The sequence below is a fragment of the Pedobacter sp. Bi27 genome (assembly GCF_918698255.1).
Lineage (GTDB): Bacteria > Bacteroidota > Bacteroidia > Sphingobacteriales > Sphingobacteriaceae > Pedobacter.
Genome location: NZ_CAKKMW010000001.1, coordinates 245815 through 268705, shown reverse-complemented (window position 1 = coordinate 268705; position 22891 = coordinate 245815). Strand labels below are relative to the sequence as shown.

Sequence of the window (22891 nt, the reverse complement as noted above, 5' to 3'; positions counted from 1 at the left end):
AAGGGCTTTTACTTTTTCCTTGATGAAAAAGTAACAAACCTGAGCACAGCGAAAGCATGCCTGCCGTTAAAAACAACAAACGCAAAGGCATAACTGAAAGGCTTACATCTTTTCTTGTAAAAACCTACGGAAATCTTTATTGCGGCAGTATCCAGGCTATTACCCCTTGCTAATCCTAGCGCACCCGCTTGATCCTGCCTTGGCTTGCGGGTTAATGATGGGGAGTGCGCAGATTTCCGTGCTTTTTCCTGCGAAAATCTGCCAGGCCGGATAGCATGATGCAGATCGCATGAAGTACATTGCAGGGTGCGGTAATTTGTTCTTTTAGTCCAATCCCTTCGGGTGAAAGTTGCCGATAGGCGGATAGGGGTAAGGTGCTCGCTATAGTCGCTCGCATCCGATAGCTATCGGATCCCGCGCAGGTGGGAATCGCTACAAATACTCTTCAATATTTCCTTTACCCTCACGGATCACCTCGAACTCGCCTGTGGTACAATCGATTACTGTAGAGGCATCGTTATCGCCGTAACCGCCGTCGATTACCAGATCAACCAGGTCTTCATATTTTTCGTGGATCAATTCCGGGTCGGTAGAATATTCGATTACATCATCGTCATCCTTTATTGAAGTAGATAGGATGGGGTTACCCAATTCTTTTACAATACAACGGGCAATGTTGTTATCGGGTACACGGATACCCACTGTTTTTTTATTGGAACTTAATAATTTGGGTACGTTGTTGTTCGCATTAAAAATAAAGGTAAACGGACCCGGTAGTGCTTTTTTTAACACCCTGAAAGTGGTATTGTCAATTGGTTTAATATAATCGGAAATGTGTTTTAAATCGTGACAGATGAAAGAGAAATTGGCCTTCTCAGGTTTGATACCACGTATTCTGCAGATTTTTTCGATCGCTTTCGGGTTGGTGATATCGCAGCCCAAACCATAAATGGTATCGGTTGGATAGATGATCAAACCACCTTTCTTCAACACTTCAACAACTTGTTCAATGGCTCTTTCGTTCGGGTTTTCTGGATAGATCTTAATAAGCATAGCGTAAAAATAACAAATTAATGGTGTCAGTTGTTTAATAATCCTAATCTTTGTACCAACAAAACATACGCTAATCTATTATTATGAGAAAAGCTTTCGTTGCGATTGCCGCATTTTTAATTGCCCTAACCATTATGCTGGGCCTTTACCATCCGTTTTTATGGTGGACATTCATCTTCACTGGTCCTTTTGTAATTCTTGGTATTTACGATTTGTATCAGCCCAAGCATAGTATTGTAAGAAATTACCCGGTTTTTGGCCGTTTAAGGTACTTTATGGAAGAATTGAGGCCAAAAGTTTACCAGTACTTTGTAGAAAGTGATACCAACGGTACGCCTTATAACAGGTTAAACCGCTCATTAATTTATCAACGCGCTAAAAAGGATAACGATACCATTCCATTCGGAACGCAGTTAAATGTTTACGATAATGGCTACGAATGGTTAAGCCATAGTATTGCCGCCATTTCTCACCACGAATTAAATTTGGATCCACGTGTTATCGTTGGTGGACCAGATTGTAAAAAACCTTACTCTGCGAGTATTTATAATATATCGGCCATGAGTTTTGGCTCCTTAAGTCAGAATGCTATTCTGGCTTTAAACGGTGGTGCTAAAATGGGCAATTTTGCACACAATACCGGTGAAGGTGGAATCAGCGATTATCACCGTCAGCCAGGAGGCGATTTAATCTGGCAGATTGGTACCGGTTATTTCGGTTGCCGTAATGGCGATGGTACCTTTAATTACGATGCTTATGCAGAAAGGGCAAAAACCGACCAGGTAAAAATGATCGAAATTAAACTTTCACAAGGTGCTAAACCTGGGCATGGTGGTATGCTGCCTGCAAAAAAGGTAACGCCAGAGGTAGCCAGGATCCGTTTAGTGCCCGAAGGTAAAGATGTATTGTCGCCACCTGCTCACTCGGCATTTAATACCCCGATCGGTCTGTTGGAGTTTGTGAAGAAACTCCGCGATTTATCGGATGGTAAACCAGTAGGATTTAAACTTTGTATCGGTCGTAAAAGCGAATTTTACGCCATTTGTAAAGCCATGGTAGAAACCGGTATTTATCCTGATTTTATTACCGTTGATGGTGGTGAGGGCGGAACAGGTGCTGCTCCACAGGAATTTTCGAATTCGGTAGGCATGCCATTGCGCGAAGGTGTGGCTTTTGTGTACGATGTTTTGAATGGTTTTGATCTGAAAAAACACATTAAAATTATCGCCTCGGGTAAAGTGGCAACAGGTTTCGATCTGGTTAAAAATATCGCCCTGGGTGCCGATATGTGTAATGCTGCCCGTGGAATGATGTTCGCTTTAGGCTGTATTCAGGCTTTAGAATGTAACAGCAATACCTGCCCAACAGGCGTAGCTACACAAGATCAGAGTTTAATGAAAGGTCTTGTGGTAGAAGATAAAACCGTTCGGGTTAAAAACTTCCACAACTTAACCGTGGCCAGTGCTGTAGAATTATTGGGCGCTGCGGGTTTAAGAGAAACGCATCAATTAAGCAGGGCGTATATCAACAGGCGGGTGAGTCCGAGTGTAATGCAGAGTTATTTAGAGAGTTTTCCATATATCCCGGCAGGCAGTTTGTTAAAAACGCCTTATCCAACGCGTTACGAACTGGGCATGGCGCTGAGCACTTCGGCCAGTTTTGCCCCAACCGATTATAAGGTTTCGGCGGTAGATTATGCACATGCCAATCCGTACGGAGATAGTATGCATGATGACGGGCGATAAATCTGGGGATGACTTCCGAAGTTTTAATAGGTTGAGCGTCGGCAGAACTTCGTAAATCTAGCATATGGCAACTCATTAGTTTTTTGGAAAGCAAGGGCAGTGGTATTTAGGCTTGTTTAGTCCTGCTTTTTGCTTCTGCCGATGAAAAATCGGTATCCGCGTCAATCAGGTTTAGGTGGCCAGAAATGAAGAGGTATTAACGGGTAAATCACCAAACGTTCCTACGGAACGAAACCGCCAATTGTACAATTGGCTACCCATGAGGCGTCCCACTGGGACGATTTTTCAAAATTCTTGATTTGTTTAGCTTACATTAATTCGGTTGTGTTCACACTGTGAGGGCATCGTCATTGCGAGAAGGCTTTTTCAGCCGACGAAGAAATCTTTATAGGACGATTACTAGCATGAAAGATTGCTTCGTCGTTCCTCCTCGCAATGACGACCCTTATATTGAAGTCTGTAAGGTGTTTTATCTCAGGGGCTTAAGAATACAAAATAGCATGATAGATACTGAAACAAGTTCAGTATGACGGGATTCGTTCCCTCGATCGTCACCCTGAGTTTATCTCAGGGTCTTAATAACGCAAAAAAAAGAAGTCAAGTTTTTAAAACTTGACTTCTTTTTTTTGCGTTATTTGTTTTCCCTAAACCCTCTTAAAACTCTGCGTTTTTCGGGAACCTTGGGAAAGCAATTACATCACGGATGTTGGTCATTCCGGTTACAAACAATACCAAACGTTCGAAACCTAAACCAAAACCCGAGTGCGGGGCTGATCCAAAACGGCGGGTATCTAAATACCACCAAAGTTCTTCCTGTGGAATGTTTAAATCTTCCATACGTTTAGTTAAACGGTCTAAACGTTCCTCACGTTGCGATCCGCCAATCATTTCGCCAATACCCGGGAATAAGATATCCATCGCTGCAACAGTTTGTCTGCCTTCAGCATCAGGCTCATTCTGGCGCATGTAGAACGATTTAATATCAGCAGGATAATCTGTTAAGATTACCGGTTTTTTAAAGTGTTTTTCTACCAGATAACGTTCGTGCTCACTTTGTAAGTCTGCACCCCATTCATCAATCAGGTATTTAAATTGTTTCTTCTGGTTTGGTTTAGAAGATTTTAAAATCCTGATCGCCTCCGTATAGGTTAAACGCTCAAATTCGTTGGCCAAGCAGAAATCCAATTTCTCCAACAAGCTAAATTCACTGCGCTCGTTCTGCGGTTTTTGTTTGTCCTCTTCGGCCAAACGGGTATTTAAGAATTCCAATTCATCCTTGCAGTTATCTAAAGCATATTTAATTACATACTTCATCATATCTTCTGCAAGCTGCATGTTGTCTTCTAAATCGGCAAAGGCAACTTCAGGCTCAATCATCCAGAACTCGGCCAGGTGACGTGTAGTATTTGAGTTTTCTGCCCTAAAAGTTGGGCCGAAAGTATAAATCTGTCCGAAAGCCATTGCTGCCAACTCGCCTTCCAATTGACCAGATACAGTTAAGTTGGTTGCACGGGCAAAGAAATCCTGCGAGAAATCTACCTTACCATCATCTGTACGTGGTGTATTGTCGAAATCTAAAGTGGTTACCTTAAACATTTCGCCGGCACCTTCTGCATCACTTGCGGTAATTACAGGCGTGTGCATGTACACAAAACCACGTTCGTTGTAGAATTGGTGAATGGCAAATGCCAAAGCATGACGTACTTTAAAAACGGCATTAAAAGTATTGGTACGGAAACGCAGGTGTGCAATTTCACGTAAAAACTCTAAACTGTGTTTTTTTGGTTGCAACGGGAATTTTTCAGGATCGCTATCACCCAAAATTTCTAAAGTTGCTGCCTTAATCTCAACGGTTTGACCTTTACCAAGCGATTCGATCAATTTACCTGTTGCAGAAATGGCTGCACCGGTAGTTATTCTTTTTAACAGCTCATCAGGTAAATTATTAAAATCGATCACAACCTGGATATTGCTCATGCAAGATCCGTCATTTAATGCAATAAACTGATTATTACGGAAAGTTCTAACCCATCCCATAACCGTTACTTCTGTGTCAAATGCTGTCGACTTTAATAAATCTTTAATTTGCTGTCTCTTAATCATATTGTTATTTGTAAAAGGCGCAAATTTAGAAAAAAACTTTATCAGTTGGCAGTTTTCAGTACACAGTTTTCAGTTTTTTAGCATTAAGCAACTACCAACTGAAAACTACCTATTGTTGTTTCAAATAAATTCTCATCCTCAAATGATTTTAATATCAAAATTAATTTTACCATATTCAATCTATATTAACTTATTTTTTAGTTGATTGTTGAATTCGTTTTAATGTTAAAGAGGCCTCATGAATAAATTTGATATTGATAAACAAACCTTAACCGACTTAAATATATTTGAGGCTTATGGCCTGGATAAAAGTGTTTTTTCTTTATTCAATTTTACTTCGACAATTAAAGGCAACGATAAACTGATCGAAATTTTCAGAACACCATCAACAGATATTAAGATAATCAATGAACGGCAGAGGGTAATAAAATATCTTTCAAACTACTCAGGCGATTTAAGTTTAGATCGTACCAATATGGATTTTGTGGAAAGCTACCTGACACAAAATTCTAAAATCAAGTCTTATTCCAGAATATCTGCATTAACTAAATTTGTACATTATTTCTTTTCTCCCAATCAGGGCTATTATTTAAAAGAGAAAGGTGTAAAAGAAATCATTTATTTGCTTAAAAAGCTGAGCGGAGTTTTTGCGGGATTGAATGATCAGGATAAACCTGAGCTGGCTAAAGAATTTGATGAAGTTGTGATTATCTTATTTAAACAAGAATTAGTTAAAAACATTGTTGAACGTAAGGAAAAGAAGATCAGCATATTCGAATTAGAAGAACTTGATTTTATTTTTAAGAAAATTGAACTGAAAACAATCAGGAAGTTTTTAGATATCATCTATCAGGTAGATGCTTATTTTTCTATTGTTCTGGCCGCCAGAAAGTTTAATTTAACCCTGCCGAATGTCAATCGTAAAGCACGTCATTTTTACATCTGTGGCGTTTTTCATCCTTTTTTAAGTAATCCTGTTGCTAATGACATTGAATTCGGAACCGAGAAGAATGTCTGCTTTCTTACGGGAAGTAACATGGCTGGAAAATCTACTTTTTTAAAGTCTGTAGGTATATCCGTTTATTTAGCGCATTTAGGGCTTCCGGTTCCTGCAAAGTACATGGAAACAGGTATTTGGCAAGGGCTAATATCGACTATAAATTTGCCCGATAACTTAAATCAGGGATATAGTCATTTTTACAATGAGGTTTTAAGGGTAAAACATGTTGCGGAGAAGATTAAAACCGCTAAAAATATTTTCGTGATTTTTGATGAGCTGTTTAGGGGTACAAATGTAAAAGACGCTTTTGATGGCTCTTTAGCTATAATTAAATCATTTTCTAAAATAGAAGATTGTTATTTCATGATTTCAACCCATATTATTGAGGTTGCCGAAATGCTGAAAGATAATAAAAACATCATGTTCAAATATCTCTTTACCGAAATGAAAGACAACAAACCTACATTTACTTATAACCTGATGGATGGGATTACCGATGAACGAATAGGGATGTGGATTATTGAAAACGAAAAAATCGATGAAATTTTAAACAGTAGAGATTTGAAATAGATCTCTACTGCTTTTATTCCTGATGATTTGAAACTGTTAACTGCCAACTGCAAACTGAAAACTGCCTACTGTTGTTGTTGCTGCTGTTGTTGCTGAATGGCTTCCATATATTGCTGATAGCTGTTTTGTGTTCTTGCAGTGGTTATTGTTCCAGATGGTTTAGTGTAATTCACTTCTTTTGGCTGGAAATAAGTTTCATTATCATTAAAATCTTCATCATTATAACCTACTGAAACGTTAACTTCCATAATATGCTCGAAACCACCTTTGTAAACCCCTTTTACAGGGGAGCAATCGGTAAAATTGCGGCCTACTGCCAGGCGTACATGGTTTTCGTTGGCAATGCAGTTATTGGTGGGGTCTAAGCCCAGCCAGCCGTACTCGGGTAAATATGCCTCGGCCCAGGCATGCGTTGCGCCTTCACCCCGCATGCCATCTCTATTGGGGCAGATGTAACCGCTCACATATCTGGCAGGAATCCCGGTTAAACGCAACATGGCTGTTAATACATGGGCGAAATCCTGACAAACACCTGCCTTGATGTTTAAAATTTCATCAATAGTAGTGTCAACTGCAGTTACCCCTTTAATGTATTCGAAATTGTTGAATACATGAGCGCAGTATTTTATTGCGGTTTGATAGGGGGTATCTTCAGCATCTTTAATCTTTAGCGCTGTTTCTTTCAGGTGGCTAATGCCCTCGAAACTTTCTTGTCGCAAGTAATCGATATATGGCACTTCGAATTTTAGAACGTTTAAACTGTTCCACTGCTCGCTGCTAAACATATCGTCTTGCGGCAATGGCTTCGGGAAGGTTTCTACACTTACTTTGGAGAAAATTTTCAGCTGGGTATGCGGTTCATTTTGGGTAAATGTGCCCACTTCATTGCCGTAATAATCGATAAAAATTTCAATTTCCGGGCTTCCGGAGATATTCAGGTCGTGTTTAACCACCTTTTGAAAATCATCCTTAATCGGAAATAAAATAATCTGATTTGCACTGTCCCGAACAGGCAATTCGTATTTATAATTGGTGATATGTTTGATTTTGAAAATTGGCATATTGGTTTTTATTATTATAGGTTACCACAGATGAAAAATCAAAAAAGGAAATAGTATCTGTGTTGATCTGTGCTCATCTGTGGTTGAAAATTTATGAATTTGCGAAATAATATTCATTTAACAGGTTTCCGATGCCGAAAAGTTCAGCTCTGATCTCTGTAAGGTAATGGTGCAGCTGCTCTTCGTTCATGGTATTTACCGAGCTATAGGTAATCATACTTTTTAAACGCCCAATTTTAAAAGATAAGTTGTTGTAATGTTCGATATTGCTTTCGCTCTTTAACCGGTTAAAATACCTTTCAATATTGTTCATGGCGTACAGTACCGACCGTGGAAAATCATTGTTGAGCATCACTAATTCGATGATGTTTTTTGCATCGAAACCTTGCCTGTAAGTTTTTAGGTATAACTCATAACCACCTAATGAGAGCAATAAATGTTTCCAGTAGGATATATCCGTCAGCAGATCTGGATTGCTGCTTATCGAGCTGAATTTAATGTCGAGAATATCGACTGACTGTATGCTTCTCTCCAGGTGTTTGCCAATATTCATAAAACTCCTGCTTTCTCCGCGCTCCATCACACTGTCGGCAGTTCCGTTGTATAACATTACCTGTTTAATCAAGACATCGAAGGCTGTAACAGGATCATCCTTTTGTACGTACCACAATAATTTCTCATCTTTTACCGCATGGTAATATTCGTTTAAACTCTGCCATAAATCTTTAGGGATATGTTCCTGAACACTCCGCGCATTTTCCCGGGCCAGGGTAACGATGTTTAAAATTGAATTTTGATTCTCGCGGTTTAACAAGAGGTATTCTATCACGGCACGGCTATCATGCTGGATATTCAATAATTCATTTTCGTCATCTGAAGAAAAAATCCTGATTACGGGCTTCCAGGTAAATTCCTGTATGGTATCTTGTGAGGAAGCATAATTTGTTTTTAACATGCGCAGCATACCATCGCTGCGCTCAACATATCTGCTTAGCCAATATAAGCTTGATGCAACTCTACTTAACATATTTCTGTATTCTAAGAAGTTAAAACCCATGTATCTTTACTGCCGCCACCCTGCGAACTGTTTACCACCAGCGAACCTTCTTTTAAAGCTACCCTGGTTAAGCCACCCGGCACAATTGAAATGCCATCTGGTCCGTTTAAAGCGAAAGGGCGAAGATCGATTCTGCGTGGAGCCAGTTTTCCGTTGATAAAACAGGGGGCAGAAGACAGGCTTATGGTAGGTTGGGCAATAAAATTGCGAGGATCTTTCAATACTTCGATTTTATATTCGTCTGTTTCCTGCTCGCTGGCAGCGTGGCCCATTAACATGCCGTATCCGCCACTTCCATTGGTTTTTTTAATGACCATCGTATTGATGTTTGCAAAAACATAGTCGAGTTCATCTTTATTGCTGAGCTGGTAGGTGGGTACATTCTTGAGTATGGGTTCTTCGTTCAGGTAATACCTGATCATATCTGGTACATAAGTATAAACGGCTTTGTCGTCGGCTACACCGTTGCCTATTGCATTAATAATGGCTACATTACCTTTGCGATAGGCACCCATTAGGCCTGCAACGCCAAGTACGCTGTTCGGATTAAAAACCAGTGGATCAAGATAGTCGTCATCTACACGGCGATAAATCACATCAACCTGCTGCAGGCCAGTAGTGGTTTTCATAAATACCTTTTGATTTTTAACCACCAGATCACGTCCTTCTACCAGTTCTACCCCCATTAAGCGGGCCAGGGTAGTGTGTTCGTAATACGCAGAATTATACATGCCCGGGCTCAACAGTACAATTGTTGGGTTAGAAACAGCTCTGGGAGAGAGGCTCATTAAATTTTTATATAATATGGCAGGGTATTCGGTTACACTTCTTACGCCGCACTGCGGAATAAGGTCGGGGAATAATCTTTTGGTAATTTCTCTGTTCTCGAGCATATAACTCACCCCAGAAGGTGTACGCAGGTTGTCTTCTAATACATAAAATGTTCCATCGTGATCTCTTATTAAGTCTATTCCGGCTATATGGATATAGATATCGTGTAATACGTTAACATTGTGCATTTCTCTTAAAAAATGCGGACAAGAATAAATTACATTTATGGGTACAATCTGGTCTTTTAGGATAAATTGATTGCTATAAATGTCTTTTAGAAAAAGATTAAGCGCTTTTAGGCGTTGTTTTATTCCTTTTTCTATAAAACTCCACTCTGTTGAGGTGATAATTCTTGGGATAATATCAAAAGGAAAGATTTTTTCGATCCCTTCGCCGCTATCATATACCGTAAAGGTGATACCCTGGCTCATGAACAGCTTTTTGGCCAATTCTTCCTTTTTGTTCAGGTTCTCGAGAGATTCTTTAGAGAAATTGTTGATGAAGTTTGAATAATGATCCCGGTAATGATCGCCATTTAGGAACATTTCATCATAAGTTTTGGGATGATTTAAGTAATTTTTTATAAAATCTTCTATCATTTTGCTTAAATATTTCTTTAAATTATGATTTTGTAAGGAAAAAACTAATGTTTTTGTGTTAAAAATTAATTTTTTATATGATTTATATCTATTTAGTTTGTTTTTTGTGTCTTTATTTTAGTGTTTTATCTATTTTTTATTAAAATATTTAAAATTTTTAATAAAAATACTTGCTAATATGAATAAAGTTTGTACTTTTGTAATGCTCGTTAATTATTATTATATATTTGGTTTAAAAAAAGCGCTGGCAACGGCGCTTTTTTTACAAAAAGCATTAAGACTTATTCATAATCAACATAAACTAAACATCCTAAACCAATAAGCTCCAGTTTTGCTGGAGCTTTTCTTTTTATTATCGGTTGTTAATCTCGATCCGATCGTAATCGGATGAAACATAGTAAATGGAGCGTTCTCAGAGAAAGTCGTAATCGCGAGAAGGCTTTTTTCAGCCGACGAAGCAATCTTATAACTATGGATTGTAGCGATCGTTGTAAGATTGCTTTGTCGTTCCTCCTCGCAATGACGACCCCTCGTTTGGATTCTAAGTGCATAAAAAAAGCTATCCTGATTTAATCGGGATAGCTTTTCAATATATGTTTTGTTGTTGTTATTCTTCCGAATAGGTGATTTTGTTCACATGTTTATCAATTTCCCATCTTCCTGTGCCTTCTTCGCCAATCACTTCGAACAATTCTAATGCCCTGCGGGCTTTGTATTCTTCTTCGCGTTGCTCTTTCAAGAACCAGTTTAAGAATTCCATCGTTACAAAATCCTGCTCTTTATGGCATTTAGAAGCCAGGTTTTTAAAACTTTGGGTAATGGCGATTTCTGCTTCTAAAGCATCTTCGAAAACTTCTCTAAATCCGGCAAATTCGGTTTTGATGCCAGAAACTTCCGGAGATATTGCGTTTCCGCCCATATCCAGAACATATTTGAACAATTTAAGCTGGTGTACTCTTTCTTCTTCAGATTGCTTTAAGAAATAATCTGCTGAAAAGTCGAATCCATTTTGGTCACACCAAGATGACATTGATAAATATAGTGATGAAGAGTGAGCTTCTTTTTTGATCTGTTGATTTAATAATGTTTCGATATCCTGTGATATTAAACATTTGATGCGCATTAAGTCTTTCATAATTTTCTTTGCTTAACTAATGATACAAAGGTAACATCAAATTAACCATATTGTGTGATTTATTTGCTATATGAAATTAGTCTAAATTGCTGATAATTAGTTATTTGTAATCAGTTTAAATAAGAAGCGAGGATGGAACGGATAGCGGAATAACGCCAAACGGATAGTGCTTGAGGATCAGAAGGATAAAGCTCGGTTTTTAGTTGGCAATTTTCAGTTGGTAGTTTTCAGCGAATTAAATCTATGCAAATAACTGAGGATTAAAGAATGAGACAGTATATTAAAAATTTTCCTCGTGATCGTCACCCTGAGGATTAATTTATTGTATAAAAATCAGTATTAATTAATGACAGGGGATTGAACGAAGTGATAGGCCGCGAAGAATCGTCATTGCGAGAAGGCTTTTTCAGTCGACGAAGCAATCTCACAACGATCGCTACTAGCGTGCGCATTAAGATTATTCATTTTTTCAGTTGTTTTAAAGGCGTTCATGAGCTCACTTTCGTTCGGTTATCTTCGTTCCTCGCAATGACGACCCTTCTTAAGAGATCTGTCATTGGTAGTTTATCTCAGGATCTTTCCAGTATGACGAACTGAATAGAATTGAGCGAAAAAAGGATGTAATTAATACAATACAGTTTCAGTTGGCAATTTTCAGTTTGTAGTTTGATGTAAGCAGTTAACCAGTTTAGGCAATTAACCTATTAACCAATCTGAACTTACCAATGAACTAATTGCTAATGAACAACTGAACTAATGACTAATGAACCACTAAACTAATGACTAATAAACCAATCTATAAAGGCAGTCGCTGATGAGGTGATTTAGTTTAAACATGGTAAAAGTACCTTGCAACAAATCTTTTAAAGCGATAATTTCTAAAGCACTTAATAAATAGATGTGTTCACAACCATTAAAAGTAACCAGTTCGAAATCGGCTTTGTGGGTGTTTAAAAGGAGTGCTTCAATATCAATATCTTCCACAACCTTTTTTAATTTTTGAAGCGACAGGCAATTAAAGCGAGCAAATTTGCCGCCAAAATCTACATAAAAGCAGTTTAATTTATCTGATTGATAAATAGAACCATGGGTATTTGAGAATACGTTAACCAGTTCGTTAATATCGATACACGCTTTTTCCATCGGTTACAAAAATTGGCATTATTTAGATTAAATACAAATAAAAACGAAAAAAAAATTTGGAAGCGCAGGGCGTGGAGCGTTTGGCGGTACAAAAACGATATTGGGAAGGTTATTTATTTGATCTTAAAGACCATATGATGGTATAGTCCGCCCATAAATTGTTTGTCATTTTGAATAACAAAGCCCATATTCTGGTAAAGCTTTAATGCCCGGTTATTGTTTTGTTCTACCAATAAGCCGATGTGGTGGTGGCCAAGTTGTTCAGCCCAATCCATTCCTGCTTTAATGAGCTGTTTTCCTATTCCCTTTCCCTGAGTATTTGGATTAACACTAATGGTGTCGAGGTAAAATTCCCCGCTTTGCGTCTCGGTACCTTGATCGGTGTTGTTTGCCTGGTAATGCTCAGCCAGGTATGCTAAAAATGGCTGGCGGAGCTGTAGGAGTTTTCCTCCATTGTAGGCATTTAAAGATCCTAGAATTTTGCCCTCATCTTCAAAAACCAAGGTGTTTTCGTAACTGTATTGGTTGTGCTCTTGTTGGAAGAAATGTTTAAAGATCCGATTAATGATTTCATCATCTTCAACATTGGTTAATTTCTTCGCCAGCTTGCCCATTGCCTGAATAATCAGTGGTACAACTTCTTCTGCATCTGTGGGCCTGGCTGGTCTGATCATTTAAATATCGCTTAGGTTAAAAGTTTCTTCCACGCGGATTCCTTTTTCTGTTCTTTGTAAAGTGCAGCATTCGTTAATTGGATCGTGTTCAAGATATAAGATGTAGTTGTTGTTTATGGCTTCCTCTAAAAAGGCTTGTTTCTCGGTCAAGGTTTTTAACGGAAACATATCATAAGCCATTACATAAGGTAGCGGAAGGTGCCCAACTGAAGGTAAAAGATCGGCCATATACACAATGGTTTTTCCCTTGTAACTGATTTTAGGCAACATCATGGCATCGGTATGGCCATAGGCGAAACTGATATTGATATTTTTTTGCCATTCGATATTTTCTTTTTCATCAATAAATTTAAGCTGTCCGCTTTCCTGGATCGGCAGAATGTTTTCTTTTAAAAAAGAAGCTTTTTCCCTCGGATTTGGCGCTACTGCCCATTGCCAATGTTTTTCATTACTCCAATAATGTGCATTTTTAAAGGCTGGTATCAGTTTCTCGTTTTCTCTTACTATTGCCCCACCAACATGATCAAAATGAAGGTGTGTGAGGAAAACATCAGTAATATCGGCCGTACTGAAACCCAATTGCGCCAGCGATTTTTCCATCGAATCATCCCCATGCAGGTAATAATGACTGAAAAACTTTTCATCCTGTTTATTTCCAATTCCGGTATCCACTAAAATCAATTGATTACTTTCTTCAATTAATAGGCAACGCATGGCCCAGGTGCAAAGATTATTCGCATCAGCAGGGTTTGTTTTTTGCCAGATGGCCTTGGGTACAACGCCGAACATGGCGCCGCCATCTAATTTAAATAAGCCTGTGTTTATGGTGTGGAGTTTCATTTTTAGTATCAAGTAGTTAGTATCAAGTATCAAGACTGGAATTGGTTAAAAATACAAAAACCCTTCAGCTTTAACTAAAGGGTTTTTGTAAATGATATTGGTTTTACTTATCGATGTGGCACCTTATGCCTTCCACCTTTACCATCTACCTTATAAGTGTATCACTTCTCCGTATGCATCAGCTGCAGCTTCCATTATGGCTTCGCTCATGGTAGGGTGAGGGTGAACAGATTTAATCATTTCGTGACCAGTAGTTTCTAATTTACGGGCAACTACGATTTCGGCGATCATTTCGGTAACGTTTGCACCGATCATGTGTGCGCCTAATAATTCTCCGTATTTAGCATCGAAAATTAATTTTACAAAACCATCTTTAGCACCAGCAGCACTTGCTTTACCTGATGCAGAGAATGGGAATTTACCAATTTTTAACTCGTAACCAGCTGCTTTTGCTGCCTTTTCGGTATAACCTACTGAAGCAATTTCCGGGGTGCAATAAGTACATCCCGGGATGTTATTGTAATCTAATGGCTCGGCGTGCTGACCAGCAATTTTCTCTACACAGATAATGCCTTCTGCAGAAGCCACGTGGGCAAGTGCCTGACCGCCTACAACATCGCCAATTGCATAGTAACCTTTAACTGAAGTATTGTAGAATTCGTCGGTAACGATTTTGCCTTTCTCCGTTTTGATACCGGTTTCTTCTAAACCAATGTTTTCGATGTTGGCTACAATACCTGCTGCCGAAAGTACGATGTCGGCCTCAATAGTTTGCATGCCCGAAGCTGTTTTAACAGAAACTTTACAGCCTGCACCGCTGGTATCAACAGATTCTACGCTAGCTGATGTCATGACATCGATACCTACTTTTTTCAGGCTGCGCAACAATTGTTTAGAAACGTCTTCGTCTTCAACCGGAACAACGTTATCCATAAATTCTACGATGGTTACTTTTGTACCCATAGTAGCGTAGAAATAAGCAAATTCTACACCGATAGCACCAGAACCTACTACTACCATGCTTTTTGGTAGTTCAGGAAGTACCATTGCCTGGCGGTAGCCAATAATTTTTTTGCCATCTTGTTTCAGGTTAGGTAATTCTCTTGAACGGGCACCTGTAGCAATGATGATATTTTTAGCACTTAGTTCTTGTTGAGAACCATCTGCACCTTTAACTTCTAATTTGTTTCCTGGTTTTACTTTACCAGTTCCCATAATGACGTCAATTTTATTTTTTTTCATTAAAAATTGAACGCCTTTACTCATGCCATCCGCTACACCACGGCTGCGTTTTACCACAGCAGCAAAATCTGCGGTTGCACCGGCAGTAGTAATTCCGTAATCAGCAGCATGATTAATATATTCGAAAACCTGAGCACTTTTTAAAAGTGCTTTAGTAGGGATACAGCCCCAGTTTAAACAAATACCACCTAATGATTCACGCTCAACAATTGCAACTTTTAGTCCCAATTGAGAAGCTCTGATTGCAGCTACGTAACCACCTGGGCCGCTGCCTAAAACAATAACGTCGTAATTCATCTGTTTTTTAATCTATTTTAAAGAGATTTGTTTTTAATTGTTTGTATTATCTGTAATCGTGTGGCTTCATCCCATAATCGTGGCTGCCTACATCCGGATTACAAAAAGTTAAAGGATCTTCATCCTGCAACAATCGTTCAAAACTAAAAAAAAAATGTCAATTGCTGAGCTCAATGTTGAGATAACAGTTAAAATTTACAATGATTGAATATTGTTTTAACCGTTCTGTTTAAAAATGATAAATACAATCAGGTGGATTTACAGAATAATGTATGGATAAGGTGGCAAAAAGTTAAATAACAACGATGTTTATGGCTTAAAAAATGTTGTTAACATGTGTTATTTGAAAAATACCAATGTTAACTTAGGTTTTCTGCTTAAATTATAATCAACTGATGATTTCATTATTAAATATTTAGTTTTATAAACAATGTATTGATAAACTGAAAGTTATTAGCACTGCAATATGTGTTAAATGTTGAAAAGTTTTGCCTGACTTAATAATTATTTAACATTGGATGTTAAAATGTGTTAAATTTTATTGGGTACATTTGCGGCATAATATCCCTATTAGATTTATTATTCAACAACAAAAACATTTAAAAAACAAAGTATGAAGAAATCTTTACTTTTAAGATTAGTACTGGTTATTGTTGCATTTGTAGGTTTTACCGTTGGTGCAAATGCGCAGGTAACCTCATCATCAATGACAGGAACAATTAAGGATGCCAAAGGCGCCTTACCTGGGGCAAGTGTTAAAGCAACACATACACCAACTGGTACAGTATATTCTGTGTCAACAAATAATGATGGCCGTTTTGTAATTAATAACATGCGTGTAGGTGGCCCTTATATTTTCGAAATCAGTTTTGTTGGCTATCAACCAGAAAAAGTAACTGGAGCAATGTTAAAGTTAGGTGAGCCTTACTTATTAAACCTTGTTTTAAGTGAAAATGGTAAACAACTACAAGAAATTGTGGTTGCTGGAAAAAGAGATGCCGTATTTAGCAGTAAGAAAGTAGGTGCTTCTACCAACGTTAGTAAGGATCAAATTCAAAACTTACCATCTTTATCACGTTCATTACAAGACTTTACACGTTTAACACCGCAAGCTAATGGTAATTCATTTGGTGGTATTAATAATCGTTTTAATGGTTTAACTATTGATGGAGCTGTAAATAATGATGCTTTTGGTTTAGGAAGTACTGGTGCTCCAGGTGGTCAGGCAAATACACAACCGATTTCTTTGGACGCGATTCAAGAACTTCAGATTGTTTTAGCTCCATTTGACGTTACAAATAGTAATGCAATTGGTGGTGGTGTTAATGCTGTTACCCGTTCTGGATCAAATACAGTAGAAGGTTCAGCTTATTTTTTTGGTAGAAATCAAAACACAATTGGTAAAAGTGTTGATGGTACAAATACCAAAGCATTACCTTTCCATAATTTTACGTACGGTGCAAGAATAGGTGCTCCGATTATTAAAGATAAGTTATTTTTATTTGTGAGTGCTGAAAGACAGAGTATCGTTCAACCAACCACTTTTAACTCAGGTGATGTAGGTGCGGTTTCTACAGCTGAGCTTTTAAGAATCGCTAAAGTTGCTAAAGATCGTTACGGCTATGATGCTGGTGGTATTGATGCATTTGATGCAGAGACTAGAAGTGATAAATTATTTGCACGTTTAGATTGGAATATCAATTCAAAGAACCAATTAACTTTGCGTCATAACTACATTAAAGCTTATGATGATAACATTTCGAGAAGTGCAACATCTTTCCGATTTGCAAGTAACCTATATCGCTTTAATGACCAACAAAATAATTCAGTACTAGAATTAAGAAGTGCTATTTCAAGTACTTTATCTAATAATTTAATTATTGGTTATTCTAGAATTAGAGATACAAGGGCTACTGTTGGCGATTTATTCCCTCAAATCAGAATCAATGGTTTAGGTACTGGTAGTCAGTCTGCTGCACTTGGTTCAGAGGCTTCTTCAACAGCAAATGAATTGGATCAGGATATTTTTGAATTTACTGATAACTTTAAAATTTTTGCAAACAAACATACTTTCACTATTGGTACACACAATGAGTTTTATAAAATCAGAAACTTATTTGTAAATAATTTAGCTGGAAGTTATGCATGGAATAACTTGGCAGATTTTGAAGCTAATACAAAACCTTCTGCTGCTACTAGTACTTCAAAGATTCCTGGAGATCCAAGACCTGCAGCTAAATTTAGCGCTGCTCAGTTAGGATTTTATTTCCAGGATGAAATAGATGCCTTTAAAGGTTTTAAATTAATTGCTGGTTTAAGAGTTGACGTACCGTTAATTTTTGATACTCCATTAGCTAACCCTGATGTTGTAGCTACTTTCCCTAATTACAAAACCGATCAGGTTCCTAGCGGTCAAATACTTGTTTCTCCACGTTTGAGTTTCAACTGGGATTTAACAGGAGATCGTTCGGTTCAATTGAGAGGTGGTGGTGGACTATTAACAAGTCGTGCTCCATTTGTATGGATATCTAATCAATTCTCAGGAAATGGTATGTTAACCAGTTCCGTTAGTGCACCGATTGGAACAGGTACCTTTATTCCAGATGTAAACAACCAATCAGCTGCTGGTGGTGTTGCTGGTACAACTTCACAAATTAGTTTAATTGATAATAATTTTAAATTACCTCAGGTTTTTAGAGCCAATTTAGCAGTTGATTTTAAAATACCTGGTGGAATTCAGGCAACTATTGAAGGGTTGTATTCTTCAACGGTTAACAATATTTCATATAAAAACTTAAATATGAAACCTTCTGTTGCCCCAATCAACCCGTCTTTATCTGGTGGTGCTGATACCCGTCCTCTTTTTGTTAATACAACAGCAGGTAGGGTAAATGGAGCAAAATTTACTGAGGTTTATTTATTACAGAATACAAGAAGTGGTTCTGCTTATAACATAACTGCTCAGTTGCAAAAATCATTTGACTTTGGATTATATACTTCAATTGCCTATACTTATGGAAAATCACAAGATATTAATTCAGGTTTTAGTAGTACCGCAAGCTCTGGCTTTGGAGGTGTATTGATTTCTGGTGATCCTCAAAATCCACCATTAGCTTACTCTAATTATGATCTTCGTCATAGAGTGGTAGGTGCATTAAATTATTCGATTAAATACGGCAGAAATAAAGCTTCAGCGACTACTTTCTCATTATTTTATGTAGGTAAGTCTGGAACCCCATTCTCTTATATTTATAATGGAGATTTAAATGGTGACAATTCAATTTCATCTGGTAACCCAAGTAATGATTTGATTTTTGTACCTCGTACACAAGCTGATATCAAATTGGTTACTATACCTGCAGTTACTACTGGTTCTAATCCTACCCCAGCAATATCTCCTGCAGAACAATGGGCAGCCTTAGATAACTATATTAATAATGATCCTTATTTAAGTAAAATTAGAGGCCAGTATTCTGAGCGTAATGTTGCAAGGATGCCTTGGGAACACCAATTTGATGTTCGTATTATGCAAGATTTAGGTATTGTGTTTAAAGGCACTAAAAATTCGTTACAGCTTTCTGTAGACATTATAAACGTAGGCAATCTGATCAATAAAGATTGGGGAAAATCTTACTTTATTAATAATACAGCCTATTCGCTTATTAACTATGCTCCTGCGAATGGTGGCGGTTTTACATTTAGAGCGCCAACTGGTGGTGTTCCTTATGCATTGTCTTCTTTTCTTTCAAGATGGCAAGGACAAGTTGGAATTCGTTATAACTTTAACTAATAGCAAAATACATAGATAACAAAAAATCCCCGATCATTTGATCAGGGATTTTTTGTTATCTATGGACTTTTTTTTAAATGCTATTTATTATATTTTAGAATCTGTTTAATCCGGTAAACTTCTATGGTGATTAATAGAATTTTTTATTGTAGCGTTTATTAACCATGATACGTTTTTGTTATAAAACTAAATAATATGAAAAATCTCATCTATTTAATGCTCTTGTTTTTATGTTTTACCTCTTGTAAAAAGCTAACGGTAAAAGAAGAAAAAACATTTTATGAAATTAATGTGCCCAAATCTGATGGATATCTTACCAGTGCGATACGCGTTACCCTCATGGTAGATGGCAAAGCAGATATAGTGCCAGGTGGCGATGTAGCATATAGAGGTACTTACAAAATCAAGGGTAAAAAGCTTACTGTTACAGCAGAAAAGGAATATGAATTTGCAATCACCTCTGAGACAGAAATTAAGTATGGTGAACGGATTTTGAGGTTACAATAGTGCATATAGATACTTAGATGTTTTTACAAATCCGCGGTCATTCGATCGGGGATTTTTTATTTATATCAACTTCTGAAGTATTTATAAATTCAGATTGTTTAATCTATTGTTTTTTTAATCTTTGCAGGCACACCCGCAATCATCACATGCGGCGGAACATCTTTTGTAACGCAAGCTCCGGCGGCTACATAGGCTCCCTTTCCAATGGTTATGCCTGGAATTATTGTTGCTCCCGCACCTATAAAAACGCCTTCGTTAATGTTTACGTTTCCGGCAATGGTTACGCCGGGAGAAATGGTCACATAGTCTTCTAGTATGCAATCGTGACTGATGTTGCAGTTGGAATTAACAATACAGTGGTTACCGATACGCACATTTGCATTGATTACACAGCCTGGGGCAATACAGTTGCCGTGGCCAATTTTAATAGATGGACTGATGTAGTTGTGTTGATGGATAATATTAATGAATTGATAGCCTTTGTTTTCTAATGGTTCAATAATAGATTTTCTTTCATAAGTGCCTATTGCACCAATTAATGCAATATTTAAAGCAGCAGGATGTTTTTCTAAAAAAGATGGTAAGGAAATAACTGGCATGGCTATATTTGGATGGTTAATGGCATTATCCAGGTTTATTACGTATCCTGCTAATTGATATTCGTTATTGCCGTTAAAATACTCGCTCAGCTCTGTAGCATGTTTGCCTGCACCAAGAAGATATACATTGATCATAACGTTATTCCTGTTTGGAGTGATTTATTTAAAGTCAATATACATTTATCTCAGCAAAATTAAATGATGTACCGTAAACTTAATAATGTGTCGATACGGTAGCTAGTGTGTATTAGATTAAATTATGTCTTAGCGATGTTTTTTATTATAACTAAAACCATTTCTGCCAAAAAATGATTTTAATATTAGTCTATTTATTTAAAACTAATATTTAAAACAATGAGCACTTCGAAACAGACCCATGATCATGCTACAATAAAAGCCTGGGCAGAGGAACATGGCGGTGTACCGGCAATAGTTGCAGATACAGCAGAAACCAAAGGTGGTGGCATTTTAAGGATTCATTTCCCAAAGCATAGCGACAGTTCTTCAGACCTAAAGGAGACAGATTGGGATACCTTTTTTAAAACCTTTGATGACAACAAACTCGATTTTTTGTATCAGGATAAAAAAGCAGATGGAGAGGAGAGTACCTTCCATAAATTTGTAGAACGTGAGTAATAAATAAAGGCTGCTGAATTTAATTTTCAGCAGCCTTTTTAAATTGTATCTCAAAACTTAGTTATAAACGAAAGTTCCTTTTTCGCTTTCGATAGTCACTTGTTTTTGATCGCCTTTTTCTACGCGACCGATAATCTGTGCATCGATATTAAAGCTTTTTGATATTTCGATAATGCTTTCGGCAATCTCCTGAGGAACATATAATTCCATGCGGTGCCCCATATTAAATACCTTATACATTTCTTTCCAATCGGTACCCGATTGTTCCTGAATCAATTTAAATAGGGTAGGGATAGGAAATAAGTTATTCTTGATGACGTGGATATCATCATTGATGAAATGTAATACCTTGGTTTGTGCACCACCACTGCAATGTACAATACCATTAATCTGACTGCGATGACTTTCTAAAATCTTTTTGATTACAGGTGCATAGGTACGCGTAGGGGATAAAACCAATTTACCTACCGTAGTTTGGCCAAATCCTTCAATAGCTATTTCTTCTGTTAATTGTTTTTTTCCGGAGAAAACCAGATCAAATGGAACAGCCGGATCGAAACTTTCAGGGTAACTGTTGGCTACTGTTTTATCGAAAACATCATGACGGGCAGAGGTTAATCCGTTCGATCCCATACCACCATTGTATTCGGTTTCGTAAGTGGCTTGTCCGGATGAGGCTAGTGCCACAATTACGTCGCCTGGCTGAATATTATCGTTGCTGATGATATCTTCCCGCTTTAATCTACAGGTTACCGTAGAATCGACGATAATGGTCCTCACTAAGTCGCCAACATCGGCAGTTTCGCCGCCGGTAGAATAAATCGAGATGCCTTGTTCGCGCAGATCGGCCAAGATTTCTTCTGTACCGTTAATTACAGCAGCAATCACTTCGCCCGGGATCAGGTTTTTATTCCTTCCAATGGTTGAGGATAACAAAATGTTATCGGTAGCACCAACACAGATTAAATCATCGATATTCATGATGATGGCATCTTGTGCAATACCTTTCCAAACCGAGATATCTCCGGTTTCTTTCCAGTATACGTAAGCTAAAGAAGATTTGGTACCTGCGCCGTCTGCATGCATGATATTGCAATATTCCTCGTCACCACCTAAAATGTCAGGGATGATTTTGCAGAATGCTTTAGGGAAAATTCCTTTATCTATGTTTTTGATGGCATTGTGCACATCTTCTTTTGAGGCAGAAACGCCACGTTGATTGTACCTGTTATCACTCATGTTGGCGCAAAGATAAGGTTTTAAGGGGAAAGACTAAAGCTAAATACTTAAGGTTTTTTATGGCCAAACGGCAAGGCTTTTTTACCACCTTAGGCACCTGAGTTTGTTTACCACGAAGGCACAAAGCGCACAAAGATTTAAGGTGTAAAAGGTAGGGATTCGTTTTTTTTTGAAAGCGAAGGTTGGTCTTTGGCGGCTTGCAGCCCCGCTTTTCCTGCTGCCGTTAAAGGTGGAATAAATAGGAGATTTAACTTAATAAAACGGCATCCGTACAATCGGGCTTAGGTAAAGCGGGTAGGTTCTTCGTTGCGGTTTTTTCCTTGCACAAGCCTGGTTTAAAAAAACCTGATTGGATGGATGCTGTAAACGATGCATTGAAAATCTTGCGAAAACTTTACAGCAGGAAGGAAAGCAGGGCCTGGTTAACCGATGAGCACTGGTATTGCTTTCAAAAAAAAGCCTTTGCCAACGTAAAGCAATTTCGATTAGATCCTGAACCAAGTTCAGGAGGACGCTTTGGTGGGGATAATAGTAGCTAATTAAGAGGTTTTGAAGTGAACGTTCGTATTCCATGGCAGCTTTCAGCCCCGCTTTTCCTCCTGCCGTTTTAAATTTTGAGAATTAAAAAACTGTCGATTAAAACGGCATCCGTACAATCGGGCTTAGGTACAGCGGGAGGTTCTTCGTGGGCGGATTTTTTCCTTGCACAGGCCTGGTTTAAATAAACCTGATTGGATGGATGCTGTAAACGATGCATTGAAAATCTTGCG

The 22891-nt window shown here is 37.9% G+C and carries 18 protein-coding genes; 6 read left to right on the top strand and 12 right to left on the bottom strand.

Features of this window, described 5'->3' with window-relative positions:
* Window positions 1–432: 432 nt before the first annotated feature.
* Complete coding sequence (locus LQ227_RS00890; RefSeq protein ID WP_029275823.1) at window positions 433–1053, bottom strand: L-threonylcarbamoyladenylate synthase; 621 nt, start codon at window positions 1051–1053, stop codon at window positions 433–435.
* 83 nt (window positions 1054–1136) lie between these two features.
* On the opposite strand from LQ227_RS00890, the gene LQ227_RS00885 reads away from it, so the two are divergent.
* On the top strand, window positions 1137–2798 hold the full coding sequence (locus LQ227_RS00885; protein WP_230144121.1) for an FMN-binding glutamate synthase family protein: 1662 nt from the start codon (window positions 1137–1139) through the stop codon (window positions 2796–2798).
* Window positions 2799–3452: 654 nt separating this feature from the next.
* On the opposite strand, the gene asnS is transcribed toward LQ227_RS00885, so the two are convergent.
* Entirely contained in the window at window positions 3453–4901 is a 1449-nt protein-coding gene (gene asnS, locus LQ227_RS00880; RefSeq protein ID WP_230144122.1) for an asparagine--tRNA ligase, read from the bottom strand.
* 238 nt (window positions 4902–5139) lie between these two features.
* On the opposite strand from asnS, the gene LQ227_RS00875 reads away from it, so the two are divergent.
* On the top strand, window positions 5140–6471 hold the full coding sequence (locus LQ227_RS00875; RefSeq protein ID WP_230144123.1) for a hypothetical protein: 1332 nt from the start codon (window positions 5140–5142) through the stop codon (window positions 6469–6471).
* Window positions 6472–6536: 65 nt separating this feature from the next.
* Here the strand turns inward: LQ227_RS00875 and LQ227_RS00870 are convergent, their stop codons facing one another.
* From LQ227_RS00870 to lpdA, 8 genes are all read right to left on the bottom strand, one after another.
* Window positions 6537–7532, bottom strand: coding sequence for a transglutaminase family protein (locus LQ227_RS00870; protein WP_230144124.1), 996 nt, complete (start codon window positions 7530–7532; stop codon window positions 6537–6539).
* A gap of 91 nt (window positions 7533–7623) precedes the next feature.
* Window positions 7624–8559: an alpha-E domain-containing protein gene (locus LQ227_RS00865; RefSeq protein ID WP_230147817.1), complete on the bottom strand. Its 936-nt coding sequence runs from the start codon at window positions 8557–8559 to the stop codon at window positions 7624–7626.
* A gap of 11 nt (window positions 8560–8570) precedes the next feature.
* Window positions 8571–10019 carry a circularly permuted type 2 ATP-grasp protein gene (locus tag LQ227_RS00860; RefSeq protein ID WP_230147816.1) on the bottom strand — a complete coding sequence of 483 codons (1449 nt, stop codon included), beginning with the start codon at window positions 10017–10019 and terminating at the stop codon, window positions 8571–8573.
* Between the two features lie 607 nt (window positions 10020–10626).
* Window positions 10627–11154: a ferritin gene (locus LQ227_RS00855; protein WP_057934873.1), complete on the bottom strand. Its 528-nt coding sequence runs from the start codon at window positions 11152–11154 to the stop codon at window positions 10627–10629.
* Window positions 11155–11937: 783 nt separating this feature from the next.
* Complete coding sequence (locus LQ227_RS00850) at window positions 11938–12297, bottom strand: hypothetical protein (RefSeq protein ID WP_029275814.1); 360 nt, start codon at window positions 12295–12297, stop codon at window positions 11938–11940.
* Window positions 12298–12410: 113 nt separating this feature from the next.
* Window positions 12411–12971 carry a GNAT family N-acetyltransferase gene (locus tag LQ227_RS00845; protein ID WP_230147813.1) on the bottom strand — a complete coding sequence of 187 codons (561 nt, stop codon included), beginning with the start codon at window positions 12969–12971 and terminating at the stop codon, window positions 12411–12413.
* Entirely contained in the window at window positions 12972–13811 is an 840-nt protein-coding gene (locus LQ227_RS00840) for an MBL fold metallo-hydrolase (RefSeq protein ID WP_230147811.1), read from the bottom strand.
* Between the two features lie 150 nt (window positions 13812–13961).
* Window positions 13962–15350 carry a dihydrolipoyl dehydrogenase gene (gene lpdA, locus LQ227_RS00835; RefSeq protein ID WP_029275810.1) on the bottom strand — a complete coding sequence of 463 codons (1389 nt, stop codon included), beginning with the start codon at window positions 15348–15350 and terminating at the stop codon, window positions 13962–13964.
* A gap of 613 nt (window positions 15351–15963) precedes the next feature.
* Between lpdA and LQ227_RS00830 the strand changes: the two genes are divergently transcribed.
* Window positions 15964–19140 carry a carboxypeptidase regulatory-like domain-containing protein gene (locus LQ227_RS00830; RefSeq protein ID WP_230144129.1) on the top strand — a complete coding sequence of 1059 codons (3177 nt, stop codon included), beginning with the start codon at window positions 15964–15966 and terminating at the stop codon, window positions 19138–19140.
* Window positions 19141–19335: 195 nt separating this feature from the next.
* Entirely contained in the window at window positions 19336–19647 is a 312-nt protein-coding gene (locus tag LQ227_RS00825) for a hypothetical protein (protein WP_230144130.1), read from the top strand.
* Between the two features lie 98 nt (window positions 19648–19745).
* Here LQ227_RS00825 and LQ227_RS00820 read toward each other — a convergent pair whose 3' ends face one another.
* Window positions 19746–20381 carry an acetyltransferase gene (locus LQ227_RS00820; protein WP_230147810.1) on the bottom strand — a complete coding sequence of 212 codons (636 nt, stop codon included), beginning with the start codon at window positions 20379–20381 and terminating at the stop codon, window positions 19746–19748.
* Window positions 20382–20600: 219 nt separating this feature from the next.
* Between LQ227_RS00820 and LQ227_RS00815 the strand changes: the two genes are divergently transcribed.
* Window positions 20601–20882 carry a hypothetical protein gene (locus LQ227_RS00815; protein WP_230144132.1) on the top strand — a complete coding sequence of 94 codons (282 nt, stop codon included), beginning with the start codon at window positions 20601–20603 and terminating at the stop codon, window positions 20880–20882.
* 57 nt (window positions 20883–20939) lie between these two features.
* On the opposite strand, the gene LQ227_RS00810 is transcribed toward LQ227_RS00815, so the two are convergent.
* Window positions 20940–22121, bottom strand: coding sequence for an AIR synthase related protein (locus tag LQ227_RS00810; RefSeq protein WP_230144133.1), 1182 nt, complete (start codon window positions 22119–22121; stop codon window positions 20940–20942).
* Between the two features lie 353 nt (window positions 22122–22474).
* On the opposite strand from LQ227_RS00810, the gene LQ227_RS00805 reads away from it, so the two are divergent.
* Entirely contained in the window at window positions 22475–22660 is a 186-nt protein-coding gene (locus LQ227_RS00805; protein ID WP_230144134.1) for a hypothetical protein, read from the top strand.
* The last annotated feature ends 231 nt before the right edge of the window (window positions 22661–22891 follow it).